This window comes from Nocardiopsis sp. NPDC101807, from assembly GCF_044766605.1.
Taxonomy (GTDB): Bacteria; Actinomycetota; Actinomycetes; order Streptosporangiales; family Streptosporangiaceae; genus Nocardiopsis; species Nocardiopsis tropica.
This window is the reverse complement of sequence record NZ_JBIWMK010000008.1, coordinates 161508-182435: the sequence shown is the minus strand read 5'-3', so window position 1 is coordinate 182435 and position 20928 is coordinate 161508. Positions and strand designations below refer to the sequence as shown.

Genomic DNA, 20928 nt, shown 5'->3' with positions numbered 1-20928 from the left:
GTGCTGGACCGCTTCGCCGCCCACCTGTCCGGTGAGCTGGGCCGCTCACCCCACACCGTGCGCGGGTACCTCGCCGACCTGCGCTCCCTGCTGGCCTTCCTGGAGGAGAACGGGTACCGGATCGAGGACCTGGACGTGCTCCTGGTGCGCGGTTGGCTGTCCCGGTCCCGCGACGCGGGGGCGAGCCGGGCCACCGTCTCCCGCAGAGTGGCGGCCGTGCGCGCCCTCACCCGGTACCTGCACCGGGAGGGGGTGCTGGCGGCCGATCCGGGCCCGCGCCTGTCCGGCCCCTCACAGCAGCGGTCCCTGCCGACGGTGCTGGACGAGGGGCAGGCCGCCGAGGCCCTCTCCCGGCCCCCGGGGGAGACCCCCCTCGACCTGCGCCGCCGCGCGGTGGTGGAGGTGCTGTACGCCACCGGGGTGCGGGTCGCCGAGCTGTGCGCCCTCGACCTGGCCGACGTGGACCGCGAACGCGACACGGTGCGCGTCCTGGGCAAGGGCGCGAAGGAGCGCACGGTCCCCGTGGGCGCCCCCGCGCTGGACGCCCTCGACGCGTGGCTGTCGGGCGGACGGCCGCGGATGGCCTCGGACGCCGGCGGCGCCGCGCTGTTCGTCGGCGCGCGCGGCGGTCGGCTGGGGGTGCGCCAGGCCCGGGAGGACGTGCACGCGTACCTGCGCGCGGCCGGCGCGGACGGAGCCCCGCACGGCCTGCGGCACAGCGCCGCCACGCACCTGCTCAACGGCGGGGCCGACCTGCGCAGCGTGCAGGAGTTCCTGGGCCACGCCAGCCCGCGCAGCACGCAGATCTACACGCACGTGTCCGTGGAGCGCCTGCGCGACACCTACCGCCGGGCCCACCCCCGCGCCTGAGCGGACAGCCGTGCCCGCCGATCGCACCCGCGCGGACGAGAGGTCGGGACCTGTCGGGCGCGACGTGCCTCGACGCGACCGGCCGTACCCGCGCGCGGGCGCAGGACCCCCGTGGTGCCGGCGCTCCTGCTCGCCGTGCTCGTTCGTACCCGCGCGGAGGGCCCGCCGACCCCGCAGGGGCCGGGCCGGTCACGGCCGCACCCGCGCGGGCGCAGAGCCCGGCGACGCCGAGCACGTCGTCCACACCGCAGGGGCCACACCCGCGCGGGCGCAGAGGCCGGTGACCGCCCCTGGGGGCGCGCCCCGGGGGCCACCGGCGGGGGACGGGACGTCTGCCGCTCCCCCCGCCGCCTCCGGCCGGCCCGCGAGGCCCCGCCCCCTTCCAGGGGCCCCGGGGCGTCGGCCGGTGCGAAATCCGCCACTCTCCGCCCGTCGGGCCGGGGGCGCCTGCGGGGCGCTCGTCCGCGCCCGCCCCGTGTCCTCGGGGCCGCGCCGCCGGAGCGGAGGCGGCGGGCGGGGAGGGCGCCGGCCGCGCGGGGCCGCCGGCCGGGCGGGGGGTCGTCACGGGCCGGGCCGAGGGGGAGGAGCCGGACCTCGCCGAGGCCGAGCAGGCCGAGGGGATCGAGGTAGTCGTCGCCGCGGAGCAGGCCCCAGTGCAGGCAGGGGCGGTCGCGGCAGTGGAGCGGGGCGGCGGCCAGGACGCCGAGGACGTCCCCGGCGGCGACCGGGTCTCCGCGCGCCAGGTCGGACTCCACCGGGAGGTAGGTGGTGCGGAGGTCCCCGTGGACGACGCTGACCAGGGGTGTCCCGGCCACCGTGCCGACGAAGCGCACCCGGCCGGAACCCGCGGCGTACACCTCCTGTCCGGGATCGGCGGCCAGGTCCGCGCCCCGGTGCCCCGGGAGCCAGCGCTGTTCGGGAGGGTCGAAGGGGCGCAGCACCCCGGGGGTGGGGGACAGGGGCCAGCGCCAGCCGGCGTCCCCCGCCGCGGGGGAGGCGGGGAACCACAGGAGCGAGGCGAACAGCAGCGGGAGCAGGAGGCGGGAGAGGTCCATGCCTCCAGGGTCGGTGCGGGGGGCGGGGGCCGCCAGGGGCTTCCGGGAACTGTGGACGACCGGGGTTCCGGGGCACCGGACGGGCGTGCGGGGTCACTCGTAGGCGCAGCACAGGTCCGGTGTGTGCCCGGCTGAGGATAGAATCGTCCGTGGCCCGTCGGGCCGATCACAATACGCACGTCCACGCGCCTCCTCACGGAGGGGTCGTACCTACGGTCCACCCCGCTTCGGCGGGATGGCGGTGCGGCCGGGGCGTCAGGCACAACCGACGGCGGGGAGATTCTCTCCGCCACCGCAAGGAGGACCAGTCATGGCCACAGTCGTGACGACTCGCCAGCTCCTGGAGAGCGGCGTCCACTTCGGGCACCAGACCCGTCGCTGGAACCCGAAGATGAAGCGCTTCATCCTCACGGAGCGCAACGGCATCTACATCATCGACCTCCAGAAGTCGCTGGCGCACATCGACCGCGCCTACGAGTTCGTCAAGCAGACGGTCGCCCACGGCGGCACCGTCCTGTTCGTCGGAACCAAGAAGCAGGCGCAGGAGGCCATCGACGAGCAGGCTCGTCGTGTCGGCATGCCCTTCGTCAACCAGCGCTGGCTGGGCGGCATGCTCACCAACTTCTCCACCGTGCACAAGCGGCTCCAGCGCCTCAAGGAGCTGGAGGAGATCGACTTCGACGACGTCGCCGGCTCCGCGCTCACGAAGAAGGAGCTCCTCAACCTTCGCCGTGAGAAGGAGAAGCTCGAGCGCACCCTCGGCGGTATCCGCGACATGTCCCGCGTGCCCAGCGCGGTCTGGATCGTGGACACCAAGAAGGAGCACATCGCGATCAGCGAGGCTCGCAAGCTCAACATCCCGGTCGTCGCGATCCTCGACACCAACTGCGACCCGGACGAGGTCGACTACCCGATCCCGGGCAACGACGACGCCATCCGCTCGGTCAGCCTGCTGACCCGCGTGATCGCCGACGCCGTGGCCGACGGCCTCATGGCCCGTTCCGGCGCCTCCGAGGGCACGGGCGAGCAGAAGGCCGCCGAGGAGCCCCTGGCCGAGTGGGAGCGCGAGCTCCTGGAGGGCAAGTCCGAGGCCGCCCCGGCCGCGGACGCGGACGCCCCCGAGGTCGACAAGGAGCTGACCGAGGCCCCGGTCGAGACCCCGAAGCCCGAGGTCGAGGCCGCGATCGAGTCCGAGGCTCCGGCCGAGGCCCCGGCGCAGGAGTCCACCGAGGGCTCCGCCGAGTAGTCAGCGGTCCCAGGGACGACGGAACACCCCCGGTGCCGCCCCGCCTGCGGGCGCGGCGGCGCCGGGGGTGCACGTCCAGGCTCCGCTCCTCTTTCCGAACAGACTCTCCACTCCAAGGGAATCCGAGAACAGTCATGGCGAACTTCACCGCCGCGGACGTCAAGAAGCTGCGCGACATGACCGGCGCGGGCATGATGGCCTGCAAGAAGGCCCTGACCGAGGCCGACGGCGACATCGACAAGGCCGTCGAGGCCCTGCGCGTCAAGGGTGCCAAGGACGTCGGCAAGCGCGCGGAGCGCACTGCCGCCCAGGGCATGGTCGTCCTCAAGCAGGACTCCGAGGGCAAGGCGACCCTCATCGAGCTCAACTGCGAGACCGACTTCGTCGCGAAGAACGACCAGTTCATCGCGCTGGCCAACCAGGTCGCGGACTTCGTCGCCGCGCACGAGAGCGACGACCTCGCGACCGTGGCCGCCTCCGAGATCGAGCCGGGCACGAGCCTCCAGTCCTTCATCGAGGGCAAGGGCGCCGTGATCGGTGAGAAGCTGGAGTTCCGCCGCTTCGCCAAGTTCGACGGCGTCTACGTCGCCAGCTACCTGCACAAGTCCGACCCGGACCTGCCCCCGACCATGGGCGTCCTGGTCGAGCTGGACAAGGCCGACGCCGAGGTCGGCAAGGACCTCGCCCAGCAGATCGCCGCCCTCGCCCCGCAGTACATCGGCAAGGACGACGTCCCCGCCGAGGTCGTGGAGAACGAGCGCCGCATCGCCGAGCAGACCACCCGCGAGGAGGGGAAGCCCGAGCAGGCCATCCCCAAGATCGTGGAAGGCCGCCTCAACGGTTTCTTCAAGGACGTGACGCTGCTCGGCCAGCCGTTCGTCAAGGAGAACAAGAAGTCGGTCCAGAAGGTCGTCGACGAGGCCGGCGTGACCGTCAAGCGCTTCGTCCGCTTCAAGGTCGGCCAGGCCTAAGAGCTTTGAGATGATGGAGGTGCCGGGGAGACTACTCCCCGGCACCTTCGGTGGATATGGGCGGATTTCGGGGCACGCTCCCTGTCCGCCCTCAGCAGGAACACTCGGGGGACCCTGTGCCACTCGGGGACGACAAGGGAGGCCACAGGCCGTGAACGAAGCGACGATCACCGAACCGGCGATGCACGATTCCGGTTGGAAGCGCGTGATGCTCAAACTCTCCGGGGAGGCGTTCGCCGGCGGGGGCGGGCTGGGCATCGATCCCGAGGTCGTGCAGTACGTGGCGGAGTCCATCGCCGAGGCGGTCTCCGAGGGCATCCAGGTCGCCGTGGTCGTCGGCGGCGGCAACATGTTCCGCGGCGCGCAGCTCACCGAGGGCGGCATCGAGCGCGGACGCGCCGACTACATGGGCATGCTCGGCACCGTCATCAACTGCCTCGCCCTCCAGGACTTCCTGGAGCGGCTCGGTGTGGACACCCGGGTGCAGACCGCCATCCACATGAGCCAGGTCGCGGAGGCCTACATCCCGCGCCGCGCCATCCGGCACCTGGAGAAGGGCCGCGTGGTCATCTTCGGCGCCGGTCTGGGCGCCCCGTTCTTCTCCACCGACACCACCGCCGCCCAGCGCGCCCTGGAGATCGGCGCGCAGGCCGTCCTCAAGGGCACCCAGGTCGACGGGGTCTACGACTCCGACCCGCAGCGCAACCCGGACGCGGTCAAGTTCGACAAGCTGAACTACAACGAGGTCCTCACGAAGGGCCTCAAGGTCATGGACGCCACGGCGGTCAGCCTGTGCATGGACAACGGGATGCCCATCGTGGTGTTCGACCTGATGAGCCAGGGCAACATCCTGCGCGCGGTCCGGGGTGAGAAGATCGGCACCATCGTGGGGCCGACCACCGCCTGACACCGGCCCCAGGGCCGCCAAGAAGCCACGAACACCACAGCCGAGAACCGGGAGCGCCACATGACCGAAGAGACCCTCCTCGAGGCCGAGGAGAAGATGGAGAAGGCCGTGACCGTCGCGAAGGAGGACTTCGCGACGATCCGCACGGGCCGTCCCACCCCGGCCACGTTCAACAAGATCACCGTCGACTACTACGGTGCGCGGACGCCGATCAACCAGCTGGCCTCCTTCTCGGTTCCGGAGCCGCGCATGGTGGTCATCTCCCCGTTCGACGTCAACTCGCGCACCGACATCATCAACGCCATCCGCAACAGCGACCTGGGGGTGAACCCGTCCGACGACGGCCAGGTCATCCGCGTGGTGTTCCCGGACCTGTCCGAGGAGCGCCGCAAGGAGTACGTGAAGGTTGCGCGGACCAAGGCCGAGGACTCCAAGGTCTCGATCCGCAACGTCCGCCGCCGTGCCAAGGACACCTTCGAGAAGGCCGTGAAGTCGGGCGAGCTGGGCGAGGACGAGGCGCACCGCGCCCAGGCCGAGCTGGACGAGCTCTCCCAGAAGTACGTCGCGGCCATCGACGAGGTGCTGAAGCACAAGGAAGCCGAACTGCTCGAGGTCTAGCCGGTGACGACTTCTTCCAGCGGCTCCGGAGGCGATGACCACTCACCGGAGCACAGACCCGACGAGGGACCGCAGGGCGGTCCCGACAGGGCCGGACAGCGCTTCGTGCTGCACAAACCGGGGGGCGAACCGGTCAAGACCGGCCGCAACCTCCCGGTGGCCATCGCCAGCGGGTGTGTCCTGGGCGCTCTCGTCTTCTTCTCCATCTTCCCCCTGCCCCAGCTGTTCACGATCATCACCTCCCTGGGTGTGCTGATCGGGCTGCGGGAGCTCAACCGGGCGTTCGCGGGCAAGGGCACGACCCTCGCCCTCGTACCCCTGGCCGTGGGCGGCGTCGCCATGCAGGTGGCCGCCTACTTCGGGGGGACCGAGTGGCTGGCGGGGACCACCGCCCTGACCGCGATCATCGTGCTGGTGTGGCGGCTGCGCGGCGGTGCGGACGGGTTCGTGGCCGACGCCTCGGCGAACCTGTTCACCCTGGTGTACCTGCCGTTCCTCCTGGGCACGTGGCTGCTGCTCGTCTCGCACCCCGAGGACGGCCAGTACCGGCTGGTGACGTTCATCGTGGTGACGATCTCCAGCGACATCGGCGGCTACTTCGCCGGGATCATGCTGGGCCGGCACAAGATGGCGCCGGTGATCAGCCCGAACAAGACCTGGGAGGGCTTCGGCGGCTCCGTGGTGGGGTGCGCGGTCGCCGGCGCCCTGTGCGTGACGCTGATGCTGGACGGACCCTGGTGGGTCGGCGCGGTCCTGGGCCTGGCCGTCGTGCTGGCCGCGACGGTCGGGGACCTCATCGAGTCGCTGTTCAAGCGCGACCTGGGGGTCAAGGACATGGGCCGGTTCATGCCGGGCCACGGCGGGCTGATGGACCGGCTGGACTCGCTCCTCATCGCGGGTCCCGTGGTGTGGATCGTGCTCAGCCTCCTCCTCTAGGGGAAGCGCGGCGAACCGTGTCGAGGGGGCGGACCCGGGGGTCCGTCCCCTCGGCGTCCCCGGCCGGGAGTGGCCGGTGGAGGGGCGTGTGGATACGCTCGTCGGGTGGAAGAACCGCTGATCGAACGAATGCGCGTGTACGGCGAGACGATCTTCGCCGAGATGACGCGCCTGGCCACGGAGACCGGGTCGGTCAACCTGGGACAGGGTTTCCCCGACACCGACGGTCCCCGCTCCCTGCTGGAGGGCGCCTCCCGCCACGTCCTGGAGGGGGTGAACCAGTACCCTCCGGGACCGGGGAGGCCGGAGCTGCGGCAGGCGGTGAGCCGGTACCGGGCCCGCCACTACGGCATCGAGCTGGATCCCGACAGCGAGGTCTACATCACGGTCGGGGCGACCGCGGGCATCGCCGCCGCGATGCTCGCCCTGGTGGAGCGCGGCGACGAGGTGATCGTCTTCGAGCCGATGTACGACTCCTACGCCGCGATGATCACCCTGGCCGGGGGTGTGCGCAGGTCGGTGACGCTGCGCCCGGACGCCGTGTCGGGGCGGTTCACCTTCGACCCGGAGGAGCTGCGCGCCGCCGTGGGGCCCCGCACCCGCATGGTGCTGGTGAACTCGCCGCACAACCCCACCGGCACGGTCTTCACCCCCGAGGAGCTGGAGGAGATCGCGCGGGTGTGCCGGGAGCACGACCTGATCGCGTTCACCGACGAGGTGTACGAGTTCCTGACCTTCGACGGCAGGCCGCACGTGCCGCTGGCGACCCTCCCGGGTATGCGGGAGCGTACGGTGTCGGTGTCCTCGGTGGGCAAGATGTTCGCCGTCACCGGTTGGAAGACCGGCTGGGTGATGGGCCCGGAGCCGCTGGTCAGCGCGGTGCGCACGGTCAACCAGTTCCTCACCTTCTCCGCCAACGGCGCGCTGCAGCTGGCGGTGGCGGACGCGATCGACCACGAGTGGGCGTGGGTGGCGGCCCAGCGCACGGCCCTCCAGGGCAAGCGCGACCGCCTCGCGTCGGGCCTGGCCGCCGCCGGGTTCGAGGTGGGCGTGTCCGAGGGCACCTACTTCGTGATGGCCGACATCCGTCCCCTCGGCTTCGACAGCGGGCTCGACGTGGCGCGGGCCCTGCCCGGCGGCGCAGGCGTCGCGGCGGTGCCCGCCCAGGTGTTCTACGACCACCAGGAGGAGGGCGCCCACCTGCTCCGCTTCGCGTTCTGCAAGAGGGACGAGGTCTTGGACGAGGCCGTCTCCCGGCTGACCGGATGGCACGGGCGCGGGGCCTGAGCCGCGACGGACGCCGCCGGAACCGGCGCGCGGTCCTCCCTGCGGGGAGGACCGCGTCCTCATGCGCGGGGGGCGCCGGCGCGGGCGTCCATCGCCTCGACCAGGCGGCGCTCGGCGTCCGGGCCGGGGGCGATCCGGGGGAGGCGCCACATGAGCGCGGCGCCCGCCGCCCACCACAGGACGACCATGAGCCACTCGTGGGGCCAGTCCAGCGCGGCGGGCATGCCGGGCAGGTACAGCAGGAACAGCCCGGAGGAGAGGACGAGAGCGGTCACGCCGACCGGCGCACCGGCCGGGACGGTGAAGGGCCGCTCCATGGCGGGGTCGCGCCGGCGCAGCACCAGGAAGCTCACGACCACCAGCATGTAGGCGGCGACGATGTTCATGCCGCCCGCGTTGGTGAGCCAGACGAGCATCGGGCGGCCGAAGAACGGGGCCGCCAGGGACAGCGCCCCGATGAACAGGACGGCGTTGGAGGGCGTGCGGAAGCGCGGGTGCAGGTGGCCGAACCAGGCCGGGAGCATCCGGGACCCCGCCATGGCGTAGACGAGGCGGCTGCCCCCGATGAGGAACGCGTTCCAGCTGGTCAGCAGTCCGGCGATGCCTCCGAGGACGAGCAGGTCGCCCATGGCGTCACTGCCCCACAGGGCGGCGACGGAGTCGGCGGAGGCCAGTTCGGACGCGGAGAGCTCGGCGGCGGACAGCCCGGCGCCGGCGGTGAGTACGACCATCACGTACCAGGCGGTCGCGCAGAGGACGGAGACCACCAGCAGCGTGCCGACCATGCGGTGGGGGATCCTGATCTCGGAGGCGGACTGGGGGATGACGTCGAAGCCGACGAACAGGAACGGGACCGCCACCAGCACCACGAACATCCCGGGGACGCCACCGGCGAACAGGGGTTCCATGTTCTCGGCGGAACCGCCGACGAACGACCCGGTGAGCATGACCGCGCCGACGGCGACCAGGAACAGCACGGCGACGACCTGGAAGGCGCTGGCCGGCTTGATGCCGACGTAGTTGACCGCCGTCATCAGCACGGCGACGACGACGCCCACGGCGACGAGGTCGGCGTGCACGTCGTGTCCCGCGACGGTCCACAGGCGCCCGACGCCCATGCCGGGGAAGAGGTAGACGAGGGTCTGGGGGACGGCGACGGCCTCGAAGGCGACCACGGACACGTAGCCCAGGACCATGGCCCAGGAGGCGGCGAAGGCGCCCTGGGGGCCGATGGCGCGCATGGCGTAGTGGTGCTCGCCGCCCGCGTGGGGCATCGCGGAGACGAGTTCGGCGTAGGTGAGGCCGACGAAGGCCATGACGACGCCGCCGACGACGAAGGCGAGGGCGGCGCCGACGCTGCCCGCCGCGCCGATGAAGTCGCCGACGAGCACGATCCAGCCGAAGCCGATCATCGCGCCGAAGCCGAGCGCGAGGACGTCACCCCTTCCCAGGACCCGGACGAAGCTCTGGCTCTTGTCGGTCATGGGCGATCCCAACGCTCGTGCCTGTGATGGGGGACACACAAGCACGGCGGCGGATCAGAGTGAAGGTGTCGTTCCGGACATATTCTCCTGTCCTGTTGGCCAGTCAGGCACAAGATCCGATGATCCTCTGCGGCGCCGGGCGGGGAGGGCGGCCCCCCGGGGGCACGCACGGTGGCCGAGGGGCCGGGCGTCGCGCCCGGTCATCCCGGGGCGTCCGGGAACGGGGGAGCTCGGGGTCACGGCGTGTGGGCGCGGGGAGGGCGGTCACCGGCGGCCCCGGCCGCCACACGGGCGGCCGGGGCCGTTCGGCCGCGCCGGCGGGCGCCTACCGCTCGGGCTCGAACCAGACCGCTCCCAGGGGCGGGAGGGTGACCGGCGCCGAGTACGGCTGGCCCTGCCACGGGGTCGGCTCGGCGTCGACGCGGGCCGGGGCGGCGTGTCCGGAGCCGCCGAACCTCGTCTCGTCGGTGTCGAGGACCGCGTTCCAGCGGCCACCGGACGGCAGGCCGATCCGCCGGTCCGCCCGGGGCACGGGCGAGAAGTTGACCGCGCAGGCCAGCACCGAGCCGTCGTCCCCGTGGCGCAGGTACGAGAGCGTGTTCCCCTCGTGGTCGCCGCCGTCCAGCCACCGGAACCCCGCGGGGTCGGTGTCCAGGGACCACAGCGCGGCCCTGGGCCGGTAGAGGTCGTTCAGGGTCTTGACCAGGCGCTGGACGCCCGCGTGGTGCTCGAACTGGAGGAGCCACCACGGCACGCCCTCCTCGTGCGACCACTCGTCCCCCTGGGCGATCTCCCCTCCCATGAACAGGAGCTGCTTGCCGGGGTGCGACCACATGTAGGCGAGGAGCGCCCTCAGGGTCGCCGAGCGCTGCCACTCGTCGCCGGGAGGCTTGTTGAACAGGGAGCGCTTGCCGTGCACCACCTCGTCGTGGGACAGGGGCAGCACGTAGTTCTCGCTGTACGCGTAGACCATCGCGAACGTGACGTCGCCGTGGTGGTACTTGCGGTGGACCGGTTCCTTCTTGACGTACTCCAGGGTGTCGTGCATCCACCCCATGTTCCACTTGAACCCGAAGCCGAGCCCTCCGCGGTCCACCGGGGTCGTCACGCCCGTGTACGCCGTGGACTCCTCGGCGATCATCGCGACGTGCGGGTTGCGCCGGTACACGGTGGTGTTGAGCTCCTTGAGGAACCCGATCGCCTCCAGGTTCTCCCGTCCGCCGAACACGTTGGGCTCCCAGGCGCCGGAGTCACGGGAGTAGTCCAGGTAGATCATCGAGGCCACCGCGTCCACCCGGAGGCCGTCGACGTGGAACTCCTCCAGCCAGTACAGGGCGTTGGCGACGAGGAAGTTGCGCACCTCGGTCCGCCCGTAGTTGAAGATCAGCGTTCCCCAGTCGGGGTGCTCGCCCCGACGCGGGTCCGGGTGCTCGTACAGGGCGGTCCCGTCGAACCGGGCGAGCGCCCAGTCGTCCTTGGGGAAGTGCGCGGGCACCCAGTCCAGGAGCACGCCCACCCCGGCCCTGTGCAGGGAGTCCACCAGGTACCGGAACTCGTCCGGCGACCCGAAGCGCGGCGTGGGCGCGTAGTACGACGTCACCTGGTAGCCCCAGGAGCCGTCGAACGGGTGCGCCGTGACCGGTAGGAACTCCACGTGCGTGAACCCCAGGTCGGTCACGTACGCGACCAGCTGCTCGGCGAGCTCGACGTAGCCCAGGCCCGGGCGCCAGGAGCCCAGGTGCACCTCGTACACGCTCATCGGGGCCCGGTGCTGCTCCACGCCCTTGCGCTCGGCCGTCCACGCCTGGTCCCCCCAGGAGTACGACGACGTGGTGACCACCGACGCGGTGGCCGGCGGCACCTGGGTGCGGCGCGCCATCGGGTCGGCCTTGTCCCGCCAGTGCCCGTCCGAGCCGAGGACCTGGAACTTGTACAGGGCTCCGTCGCCCACCCCGGGCAGGAACAGCTCCCACACACCGGAGGAGCCCAGGCTGCGCATCGGGGACCCGACGCCGTCCCAGTGGTTGAAGTCGCCGATCACGCGGACGCCGCGCGCGTCCGGCGCCCACACGGCGAACCCCGTGCCGGGCACCTCGCCGAGGGGCGTGTCCTCGACCCGGGTGTGCGCGCCGAGGGCGTTCCACAGCTCCTCGTGGCGGCCCTCGCCGATCAGGTGCAGGTCGAGCTCGCCGAGGGTCGGGGCGAACCGGTACGGGTCGGCGGCCACGTGCTCGGCGCCCTCGGCGTAGCGGGCGGCGATCCGGTAGTCGGGCGGGGTCCCGAGCCCCTTCCCGGGCACCTCGGCGGAGAAGACCCCGCGGTGCAGGTGTTCGAGGCGCACGCGGGAGCCGTCCCGGAGCACGGCGTGCACGTCCAGCGCGCCGGGGCGCAGGGCCCGCAGCACGGTTGCGCGGCCCTCGGCGTGCGGTCCGAGCAGGGAGTGCGGGTCGTGGTGGCCGCCCTCGACCAGCCGGTCCAGGGCCGTGAGGAGCGCGGGGTCCGGCGCGGCGGCCCCGCGCCGGGCGGCGGGGGCCCCGGTCCCGCCCCTGCGGGCCGCCTTCGCGGGGGAGCTCCCGGGGCCCTTCCCGGCGGCCCTCGCCCCCCGGGTCCCCGGTGCGGGCTCCCCGCCGGACGTCCCAGCCCCCGCGGACGAGGGGGCTCCGGCCGCGGGGACACGCGCGGCGGTCTTGCCCGCCCTCGCCGTCCTCGCCGTCCCGGACGCGGCCTTTCCGGCCTTCTCGGTGGTGGTCCTCGCCGCCGTGGTCCCCTTCGGGGCGGCGGTCCCCGCGGTCTGCGCGGAGGTTCCCGCCTTCGCGGCGGCGGGTGTGCTGTCGGCCGAGGTCATACGGCTCCGTAGTGCTCGTTGCGGTCGGTCGTCACGGGTCGTGGTCGTGTGTGCGGGCGGTCGCCCCCCGGAAGGCAGGGGCCGCCCCGGGCTATCCGGGCACGGGCGGCGCCTCGGCCGCGGCGGCGATGGACTCCAGCGGTACCCGCAGCCAGTTCGGCCGGTTCCGGGCCTCGTACAGGACCTCGTACACGGCCTTGTCGAACTCGAACGCCCGCAGCACCGCCAGGTGCTTGTCCGGATCGGCGCCGCCCCCGTCCGCGTAGCCGCGGCAGAAGGCCTCCCTGTTGTTCCGGGCCCAGGCGCGGGCGGCCCACTCCAGTTCGGGGTCGTCCGGGTGTCCCACCAGCAGGAACCCGGCCGCGTAGTCGAAGGAGCGGAGCATCCCCGCCACGTCCCTCAGAGGGCTGGACAGCCGCTGGCGGTCCCGGACCGGCATGGTGGGCTCGCCCTCGAAGTCGAGGAGCACCCACCCGTCCCCGGTGCGGACGACCTGGCCGAGGTGGTAGTCGCCGTGGATGCGCTGGATCGGCAGGGGCTCGCCCACCTCGGCGAAGTCGGCGTAGGCCGCCATCACGCGGGGAGCGTGCTCGGCCAGCTCCGGTACCTCGGCGCCGGCCGTCGCCAGCCGCTCCACCATGGCCTCCGCCAGCTCCCCGGCCCCCGCCGGGGAGAGCACGTCCGTGGGCAGGGCCCCCGCGAGCGAACGGTGGACCTGGGCGGTGGTGTGTCCCAGCCGTGCCGCCTCCCCCGCGAAGGCGGACTCGCGGTCGGCCCCCGCACCGTCCAGCAGGGCGCGCGCGCCGGCGGTGGCGAGCACCCACCCGTCCGTGGCCTGCGGGACGAACGCCTGCAGCATGGCCAGGGTCGTGGGCGTCGCGTACCCGGGCAGGTCGGCCTCGATCCACCCGCACGGCCGGGCCGCGTACGGGGACCCGGACAGCGCCGTGTTGAGCTCCAGGTCCGGGTTGGGGCCCGGCCAGAGTCTGCGGAAGGTCTTCAGGACGTAGTCCTGTCCGAAGACCAGGGACGTGTTGGACTGCTCACCGGTGAGCAGCCGCCCGGGCGAACCGGTGCGGATCCGCTCCCCGGGCAGGGTCCGGAACCGGACCTGCCCGGAGAGGCCGGGGGCGGCGGGCAGTGCGAACCGCTCCAGGAGGAGACCGGTCAGCTGTGCGTCGTGGGCCGCGTCGTAGACCGCCCTCGGCCTCCCGCGGTCGGACCGGCACACGCCGATGGCGACACGGGCCAGGTCCGGCGGCAGGGAGCCCGGCGGCCGCGAGCCCAGGAGCACCTGGTAGCGGGAGCTGAGCCCCCGCTGCCCGGTCCGGACGACGAGGACGTCGAGGCCGGGGCCGTCGGGGCCCGTGGTCACCAGGGTGTGTCTGCTCTCGACCCGGATCTGCTGGATGGGGATCCCCTTGCCGGAGAACCACCGCTGCCGGGGCAGCCAGGCTGCCAGGAGTTCTTCGAGTTGGGACATGTCAGAGAGGACCGTTTCCCTTCCCGCCACCGCCCCGGTCCGTCGGCTCCGGCACCGGGCCGGGGGCGGCCGGGTCGGCGGCGGACCGGGCGGGGATCCCGGGTGCGCCGTCGCGGAGCGCGGGCACGGGACCGGCCGGGGCGCTGGACGTCGTGGTGGCTGCGGCGCGGCGCTCCGCGCCGGGCGGGTCCGCCGGGTGTCCGGCGGCGTCGAAGGCGGTGCGCACGCTGACCCCGGCGGCCGGCAGGCCGTAGGAGGGCAGGCCGTCCCGTCCGCCCTCCGCTCCCGCCGGCTCGTGGTCCGCGGGGAGCTGGAACCAGTAGAAGCCGTGGCCGGGCAGGGTGAGCAGGTACGGCAGTTCCCCGATCTCGGGGAAGCGCACGCCCCCCACGCACTCCACCGGGCTGACCCCGGCGTAGCGGGACAGGTCCAGTTCGACGGGCTGCGGGAACCTCGACAGGTTGTTCACACAGAGCATGCGGTCGTCGCCGTGCTCGCGGATGAACGCCAGGACGCCGGGGTTGGTGGCGTTCAGCTCGGTGAACTCCCCGGTGCCGAACACGGGGTGGCGCTTGCGGATCTGGATCATCCGGCGGGTCCAGTGGAGCAGCGAGCCCGGGTTGTCGCGCTGGGCCTCCACGTTGACCGCCTGGTAGCCGTAGACCGGGTCCATGATCAGCGGCAGGTACAGGCGTGCCGGGTCGCCCTTGGAGAACCCGGCGTTGCGGTCGGAGCTCCACTGCATGGGCGTGCGCACGGCGTCGCGGTCGCCCAGCCAGATGTTGTCGCCCATGCCGATCTCGTCGCCGTAGTAGAGGACGGGCGAGCCCGGCAGGGAGAGCAGCAGAGCGGTGAACAGTTCGATCTGGTTGCGGTCGTTGTCCAGGAGGGGCGCGAGCCGCCGCCGGATCCCCACGTTGGCGCGCATGCGGGGTTCCCTGGCGTATTCGGCGTACATGTAGTCGCGTTCCTCGTCGGTGACCATCTCCAGGGTCAGCTCGTCGTGGTTGCGCAGGAAGATCGCCCACTGGCAGTTCTGCGGGATGGGCGGGGTCTGGGCGAGGATCTCCGAGATCGGGAACCGCTGCTCCTGCCTGACCGCCATGAACATGCGCGGCATCAGCGGGAAGTGGAAGTTCATGTGGCACTCGTCGCCGCCGGACCCGAAGTCGCCGAAGTAGTCGACGACCTCGGAGGGCCACTGGTTGGCCTCGCTCAGCAGCACGCGGTCGGGGTAGAGCCGGTCCACCTCTGCGCGCACGCGCTTGAGGAACTCGTGCGTCTCCTTGAGGTTCTCGCAGTTGGTGCCCTCGCGCTCGTACAGGTAGGGCACCGCGTCCAGGCGGAACCCGTCGATGCCCAGGTCCAGCCAGTAGCGCAGGACCTCCAGGATGGCCTCCTGGACGGCGGGGTTCTCGAAGTTGAGGTCCGGCTGGTGGGAGAAGAAGCGGTGCCAGTAGTACTGGCCCCGCACCTCGTCGTAGGTCCAGTTGGAGGTCTCGGTGTCGACGAAGATGATGCGGGCCCCGTCGTAGCGGTCGTCGGTGTCCGACCACACGTAGAAGTCCCCGTACGGACCGTCGGGGTCCTCCCGGGAGGCCTTGAACCACGGGTGCTGGTCGCTGGTGTGGTTCATGACGAGGTCGGTGATGACGCGGATGCCGCGGCGGTGCGCCTCGTCGAGGAGCTCCACGAAGTCGGCGGTGCGGCCGAACTCGGGGAGGATCTTGAAGTAGTCCGAGATGTCGTATCCGCCGTCGCGCAGGGGGGACTCGTACATCGGCAGCAGCCAGACGCAGTCGATGCCGAGCCACTGGAGGTAGTCCAGTTTCCGCACCAGGCCCGGGAGGTCGCCGGTGCCGTCGCCGTTGGAGTCGAAGAACCCCCGGGCGAGTACCTCGTAGAAGACGGCGTGCTTGTACCAGTAGGGGTCACCGGTGCCGCCGGAGGACATGAGCGGGCCGGTGGCGGCCCCGGTGGCCGGGGCGAGCGGACCGTGTTCGGCGTGTACGCGTCCGCCGGGGCCGTGCTCGTCTTTGCTCATCTGCTGCTCCCCACCAAGAATGTTCGACATCGGGTCAACGGGCGTTCCGGGCACGGGCGGGGGCCGGCGGGGGTGGCCCGCCGGCCCCGGTCCGTGGTCCGGGGCCGCTATCTGCCGTTGACGGTGAACACGTGCGCCGGCCCGGTCGCGGGGTCGAGGCGGACGTAGTTGTCCGCGCCCCAGGTGTAGGAACGGCCGGTCAGTTCGTCGGTCACCTCGAGTTCCTCCTCCCACGTGTGGCCGATGGACGGCAGATCCAGGTGCACGGTCGCCTCGTGGGCGTGGTGCGGGTCGAGGTTGACGACGGCGATGACGGCGTCGTCGGGGTCGCCGGGCCCCGTGCCGGGCCGGTGCTTGGAGAAACAGATCAGCTCGGGCCGGTCGACGTGGTGGAAGCGCAGGTTGCGCAGCTCCCGCAGGGCCGGATGCGAGCGGCGCAGCTCGTTGAGCCGCGTGATGAGCCCGCTGATGGACGCCCCGGCGGCCTCGGCCGCGGCCCAGTCGCGGGGCCGGTACTGGAACTTCTCCGAGTCCAGGTACTCCTCGCTGCCCGGGGCCGCGGGGGTGTTCTCGCACAGCTCGAAGCCGGAGTAGACGCCCCAGGCGGGGGAGAGCAGCGCCGCCAGCACCGCGCGGACCTCGAAGGCGGGCCGTCCGCCGTGCTGGAGGTAGGCGTGGAGGATGTCCGGCGTGCAGGGGAAGAAGTTGGGACGCAGGTAGTGGGCGGTCTCCCGGGTGAGCTCGGTGAGGTAGTCGGTGATCTCGTCCTTGCCGTTGCGCCAGGTGAAGTAGGTGTAGGACTGGTGGAACCCGACCTTGGCCAGGGTGCGCATCATGGCGGGGCGGGTGAAGGCCTCGGCGAGGAAGAGCACGTCGGGGTGCTCCCGGGCCACGTCGGCGAGCAGCCGCTCCCAGAAGGCGACCGGTTTGGTGTGGGGGTTGTCGACCCGGAAGATCCGGACCCCGTGGTCGATCCAGTGCCGGACGACCCGTCGGATCTCCGCGTACAGGCCCTCGAAGTCGTTGTCGAAGTCGAGGGGGTAGATGTCCTGGTACTTCTTGGGCGGGTTCTCCGCGTAGGCGATGGAGCCGTCGGCCCGGGTGGTGAACCACTCGGGGTGCTCGGTGACCCACGGGTGGTCGGGGGAGCACTGGAGGGCCAGGTCGAGGGCGATCTCCAGACCGTGCTCGGCGGCCTCGCCGACGAACGCGTCGAAGTCGGCGAGCGTGCCCAGGTCCGGGTGGACGGCGTCGTGGCCCCCCGCGGCCGACCCGACCGCCCACACCGAGCCGGGCTCGCCGGGGCCGGCGGACAGGGCGTTGTTGGCGCCCTTGCGGTGGCTCGTGCCGATCGGGTGGACGGGGGGCAGGTAGACGACGTCGAAGCCCATGCCGGCGATGGCGGGCAGGCGTTTGGCGGCGGAGGCGAAGGTCCCCGAGCGCTCCTGCCCGGGGGCCGTGTCGACCTGGGCGCCCTCGGACCTCGGGAAGAACTCGTACCAGGAGCCGAAGAGCGCGCGCTCGCGGTGGACGACGACCCGGGTGCGCCCGGACCGGGTGACCAGCTCGCGGATCGGATGGCGCTCCATCTCGTCCAGGACCTCGGGGGTGACCGCCGCGGCGAAGCGGTCCAGCGGCGCCGCCGAGGCGTCCCTCAGGACCTTGGCCGCCCTGGTGAGGGCGGGGTTGCGGGGTGCGCGCCGGGCGGCGCGCGCGAGCAGCCGGGCCCCCTCCTCCAGGACGGGCCCGGTGTCCTGGCCCAGGGGGAGTTTGACCCGGGCGACGCGGTGCCAGGTGGTGAAGGGATCGGTCCACGCCTCGACCGAGAAGGACCACGTCCCCACGGAGGGGAGGCTGATCTCGGCCTTGTACCGGTCGGTGCCGGGCGCGTGCTCGCGCATGGGCACGAGGTGTTCGCGGCGGCCCCGGGGGGAGTACACGACGACCCCTGCGGCGAGGGAGTCGTGGCCCTCCCGGATGACCGTCGCCCCCACGGTGAAGCGTTCCCCGGGAACTGCTTTCACCGGACCGAGGTCGTTGTCTGGAGAGATGTCGAGGATGGGCAGGCGTCCGATCACTGGCTACACCGTAATTGTCGTGGTTCGGGCGTTTCTGGGCGCGAGCGGTTTATGGCAGGCGAAAATAACCTGTTGTTAATCCGACGCAAGACGGAGTTAACGAAGTTCCGGAACGGAAACTGTCCGGATTACGGCTTCGGTTCCCTCTGCTGTCTATCGTCCGCCCTCTTGTGGCGTTTGGCGGAGTGCCGGGGCCGGATAATTTGTGTGTTCCTCATCACACTGGCCGGAAGGCTTGGGGTCTGGTATTTGTCGGGTTTCACCTGGGTAAACCGTACATATCAGTCATAAGGAGTCGGTGGATTCAGCTGTCTCTGTGGTTGTTTTCTGATGGTCTGTGGTGAAAGGACGGAAAATTCGTCGGTCGTGTTGGGTGGTGGGTCGCCGTGGGTAGGGATCACCGAATGCACCCGGGGGCCGCCGGGCTGTATTCCGGACACCCGGGCGCGTGGGAATGATCGCCCCAGGCCCTTTTGTCGCGAATTCGGGCGCGGACGACGCGGACGGCGTCCGCCGATCCTGTTTCACCCGGATGACGAGTGGACCGCGCGCCTGTTTCGCGACGTCCCGCGGGCGCGCCGGGGCCGGGCGCTTTGCCGTGGATTGGGCAAGCTTTTCGATGACACGCCCGATTCGGCCTCCCGCGCTTTGCGGTGCCCCTGCGAGCGTGGAGGTCGCAGTGCCCTGCTCCGCGCGCGCGACGCGGGCGGGGCGTCACACGGCCGAGGGGGGCGACGTGACGGAGCCGAACCAGGACGGTCCGCCGCAGGAGGAGCGGGGCCCGGACGAGAGCCGGGCCCCGAGGCACGCGAGGGAGGGGGGCCGCCGGGGGGCCGGCGGTTCCGGCGCGGACGCCGAAGGCGTGTCCGGGGCGCCGCCCTGGAGGAGGTGGGCCGACCGGGCCGTCCTCCCCCTGGTGGACCGGCTCCGGGAACGCGTGACCGCCCTCGGCGACGCGGTGGAGCACGGGAGGGGCGCCGGTGACGGCGACCGCCCGGACGGAGGGCGCAAGGACGCCGTCCTGCGCCTCACGGGCACGGGTGCGGTCGCCGGCCTCCTGACCGCCGCGCTGGTCATGCCGTGGGTGGGCGGGATGGGGCTGGTCGGAAGGGACGCGGCCGCCGCCTTCATGGCCCTCCCCAGCGACCTGGAGATCTCCCCGCTGGCGGAGCGCGTGCTCCTCACCGACGTCGACCACGAACCGATCGCGGAGGTCGCCGACCGCGAGCGCGAGGTGGTGTCCCTGGACGCGGTCAGCCCGTGGGTGCCCGCCGCCCTCATGGCGATCGAGGACGACCGGTTCTACGAGCACTCCGGGCTGGACCTGCGCGGCGTCCTCAGGGCCGCCATGCGCACCGCGCAGGGGGACACCCAGGGCGGGTCCACCATCACCCAGCAGTACGTCAAGAACCTGCTCATCGAGCAGGCCTCCACCGAGGAGGAGGTGGAGCGCGCCAGCGAGCAGACCCTGGGCCGCAAGCTGCTGGAGCTGCGCCACGCCATCGACATCGAGGACCGCCTCACCAAGGACGAGATCATGGAGGGCTACCTCAACCTCGCCTACTTCGGGGCGGGGGCGTACGGCATCGAGGTCGCGGCCCAGAGGTACTTCTCCGTCTCCGCCGCCGACCTGGACCCGGCGCAGGCCGCCACCATCGTCGGGCTCGTGCGCAGCCCCTCGTTCTACGACCCGCTCAACAACCGCGAGGCCGCGCGCGAGCGCCGCGACCTGGTGCTGGAGCGGATGGGCGCGACCGGGCACCTGGACGCGGCGCAGGTCGAGGAGTACGCGAGCCGGGGGCTCGCCCTGGACCCGACCCCGCGAGGAGGCAGCTGCTACCACTCGGAGCAGCCGTTCTTCTGCGACTTCGTCATGCGCTGGCTGCGCGGCTCCGACATCCTCGGGGAGCTCCAGGGGGAGCGCGACGAGGCGCTCACCAAGGGCGGCATCACCGTGCGGACCACGCTCGACGGGGAGGCGCAGCGGGCCGCGGAGGAGGCCATCGAGCGGTACGTCCCGGCGGAGGAGTCCACCAAGTTCGCCGCCCAGGCCATCGTCGAGCCCGGCACCGGCCGGATCCGGGGCATGGCGCAGAACCTGCGCTACGGGTTCGACGACGAGGCGCTCGGCACGACCTCCCTCAACCTGGCGGTGGACAGCGAGGCCGGCGGCTCGCTCGGCTACCAGGCGGGGTCGACGTTCAAGACGTTCACCCTGGCCGCCGCCCTGCACTCCGGGCTGGGCTACGGCACCAGCTTCTCCTCTCCCGAGAGCGTCTCGGTCGGAGGGCTCGAGAACTGCGACGGCGGCGTGATGTCCGGGTGGAGCGTGAGCAACGCCGGGGAGAGCGACGGCGGCCGGCACAACATGATCAGCGCGACCAAGGGGTCCGTGAACACCTACTTCGCCCAGCTCCAGAAGCGCGTCGGCCTCTGCGAGACCTCGGAGATGGCCGAGCGGGTCGGCATCCACCGCGCCGACGGCGAGCCGCTGGGCGTCTGGAGCTCCTTCACCCTGGGGGACCAGGAGGTGTCCCCGCTGACCGTCGCCAACGCGTACGCCACGTTCGCCGCCCGCGGCACCTACTGCGAGCCCGTCCCGGTGGTCTCCGTGCGGATCGGCCGCGAGGGCGCCGAGGGCACCCGGGAGGTCGCGGCGCGCACCGACTGCGAGGAGGGCAGGGTCGGGCGCGACGTCGCGGACGGGGTCAACCACCTGCTCCAGCAGACGTTCAAGGGCGGCACCGCCAACGGCCTCGGCCTCGGGCGCCCCGCCGCGGGCAAGACCGGCACCACCGACAACGCCGCCTACGCCTGGTTCGCCGGCTACACCCCGAACCTCGCGTCGGCCGTGGTGGTCGGCGACATGCGCGGCGGCGAGGAGAACCCGCTCCAGGGCGTGACGATCGGCGGGCGCTACTACGGCATCGTCTACGGCGGCACGCTGCCCGGCCCCATCTGGCAGGCCACCATGCGCGGGGCCACCGCCGACCTGCCGGCCGAGGGCTTCGCCCCGTCGCCGAAGGCGTTCGGCGACCCGTCGTCGACACCGCCCAAGGGCGGGGACGACGAGGGCGACGCCTGACCGCTCCCGCCGCCGGGCG

14 protein-coding genes are annotated in these 20928 nt (G+C 72.2%); 8 read left to right on the top strand and 6 right to left on the bottom strand.

Going from position 1 to position 20928, the window contains the following annotated elements; genetic code table 11:
- Entirely contained in the window at positions 1 to 870 is an 870-nt protein-coding gene (locus tag ACIRPH_RS24275) for a tyrosine recombinase XerC (RefSeq protein WP_402918610.1), read from the top strand.
- On the opposite strand, the gene ACIRPH_RS24270 is transcribed toward ACIRPH_RS24275, so the two are convergent.
- Positions 843 to 1925 carry a peptidoglycan DD-metalloendopeptidase family protein gene (locus ACIRPH_RS24270; RefSeq protein WP_402918224.1) on the bottom strand — a complete coding sequence of 361 codons (1083 nt, stop codon included), beginning with the start codon at positions 1923 to 1925 and terminating at the stop codon, positions 843 to 845. The two genes, ACIRPH_RS24275 and ACIRPH_RS24270, sit on opposite strands and share 28 nt — an antisense overlap.
- A 310-nt stretch (positions 1926 to 2235) precedes the next feature.
- Between ACIRPH_RS24270 and rpsB the strand changes: the two genes are divergently transcribed.
- The 6 genes from rpsB (at position 2236) to ACIRPH_RS24240 (ending at position 7890) form a co-directional block, all read left to right on the top strand.
- Positions 2236 to 3171 (top strand): 30S ribosomal protein S2, encoded by a 936-nt coding sequence (gene rpsB, locus ACIRPH_RS24265; RefSeq protein WP_402918221.1) that lies wholly within the window; start codon positions 2236 to 2238, stop codon positions 3169 to 3171.
- Between the two features lie 134 nt (positions 3172 to 3305).
- A complete protein-coding gene (gene tsf / locus ACIRPH_RS24260; RefSeq protein ID WP_402918218.1) occupies positions 3306 to 4142 on the top strand; it encodes a translation elongation factor Ts in 837 nt (278 codons plus the stop codon).
- A 181-nt stretch (positions 4143 to 4323) separates the two neighbouring features.
- Complete coding sequence (pyrH, locus tag ACIRPH_RS24255; protein ID WP_267950507.1) at positions 4324 to 5049, top strand: UMP kinase; 726 nt, start codon at positions 4324 to 4326, stop codon at positions 5047 to 5049.
- A 60-nt stretch (positions 5050 to 5109) separates the two neighbouring features.
- Positions 5110 to 5667: a ribosome recycling factor gene (gene frr, locus ACIRPH_RS24250; protein ID WP_267946435.1), complete on the top strand. Its 558-nt coding sequence runs from the start codon at positions 5110 to 5112 to the stop codon at positions 5665 to 5667.
- Positions 5668 to 5670: 3 nt separating this feature from the next.
- Positions 5671 to 6603, top strand: coding sequence for a phosphatidate cytidylyltransferase (locus tag ACIRPH_RS24245; RefSeq protein ID WP_402918214.1), 933 nt, complete (start codon positions 5671 to 5673; stop codon positions 6601 to 6603).
- A gap of 105 nt (positions 6604 to 6708) precedes the next feature.
- Positions 6709 to 7890, top strand: coding sequence for a pyridoxal phosphate-dependent aminotransferase (locus ACIRPH_RS24240; protein ID WP_402918211.1), 1182 nt, complete (start codon positions 6709 to 6711; stop codon positions 7888 to 7890).
- 59 nt (positions 7891 to 7949) lie between these two features.
- On the opposite strand, the gene ACIRPH_RS24235 is transcribed toward ACIRPH_RS24240, so the two are convergent.
- The 5 genes from ACIRPH_RS24235 to ACIRPH_RS24215 form a co-directional block, all read right to left on the bottom strand.
- Positions 7950 to 9374 carry an APC family permease gene (locus tag ACIRPH_RS24235; RefSeq protein ID WP_402918208.1) on the bottom strand — a complete coding sequence of 475 codons (1425 nt, stop codon included), beginning with the start codon at positions 9372 to 9374 and terminating at the stop codon, positions 7950 to 7952.
- 325 nt (positions 9375 to 9699) lie between these two features.
- Positions 9700 to 12219: a 1,4-alpha-glucan branching protein GlgB gene (gene glgB, locus ACIRPH_RS24230; protein ID WP_402918206.1), complete on the bottom strand. Its 2520-nt coding sequence runs from the start codon at positions 12217 to 12219 to the stop codon at positions 9700 to 9702.
- A 91-nt stretch (positions 12220 to 12310) separates the two neighbouring features.
- Complete coding sequence (locus ACIRPH_RS24225) at positions 12311 to 13702, bottom strand: phosphotransferase (protein WP_402918204.1); 1392 nt, start codon at positions 13700 to 13702, stop codon at positions 12311 to 12313.
- Between the two features lies 1 nt (position 13703).
- Positions 13704 to 15746, bottom strand: a complete 2043-nt coding sequence (treS, locus tag ACIRPH_RS24220; protein ID WP_402918201.1) for a maltose alpha-D-glucosyltransferase — start codon at positions 15744 to 15746, stop codon at positions 13704 to 13706.
- Between the two features lie 107 nt (positions 15747 to 15853).
- Complete coding sequence (locus tag ACIRPH_RS24215) at positions 15854 to 17824, bottom strand: alpha-1,4-glucan--maltose-1-phosphate maltosyltransferase (RefSeq protein WP_402918198.1); 1971 nt, start codon at positions 17822 to 17824, stop codon at positions 15854 to 15856.
- Between the two features lie 958 nt (positions 17825 to 18782).
- Here ACIRPH_RS24215 and ACIRPH_RS24210 point away from each other — a divergent pair.
- Positions 18783 to 20909: a transglycosylase domain-containing protein gene (locus ACIRPH_RS24210; RefSeq protein WP_402918608.1), complete on the top strand. Its 2127-nt coding sequence runs from the start codon at positions 18783 to 18785 to the stop codon at positions 20907 to 20909.
- Positions 20910 to 20928: the final 19 nt, after the last annotated feature.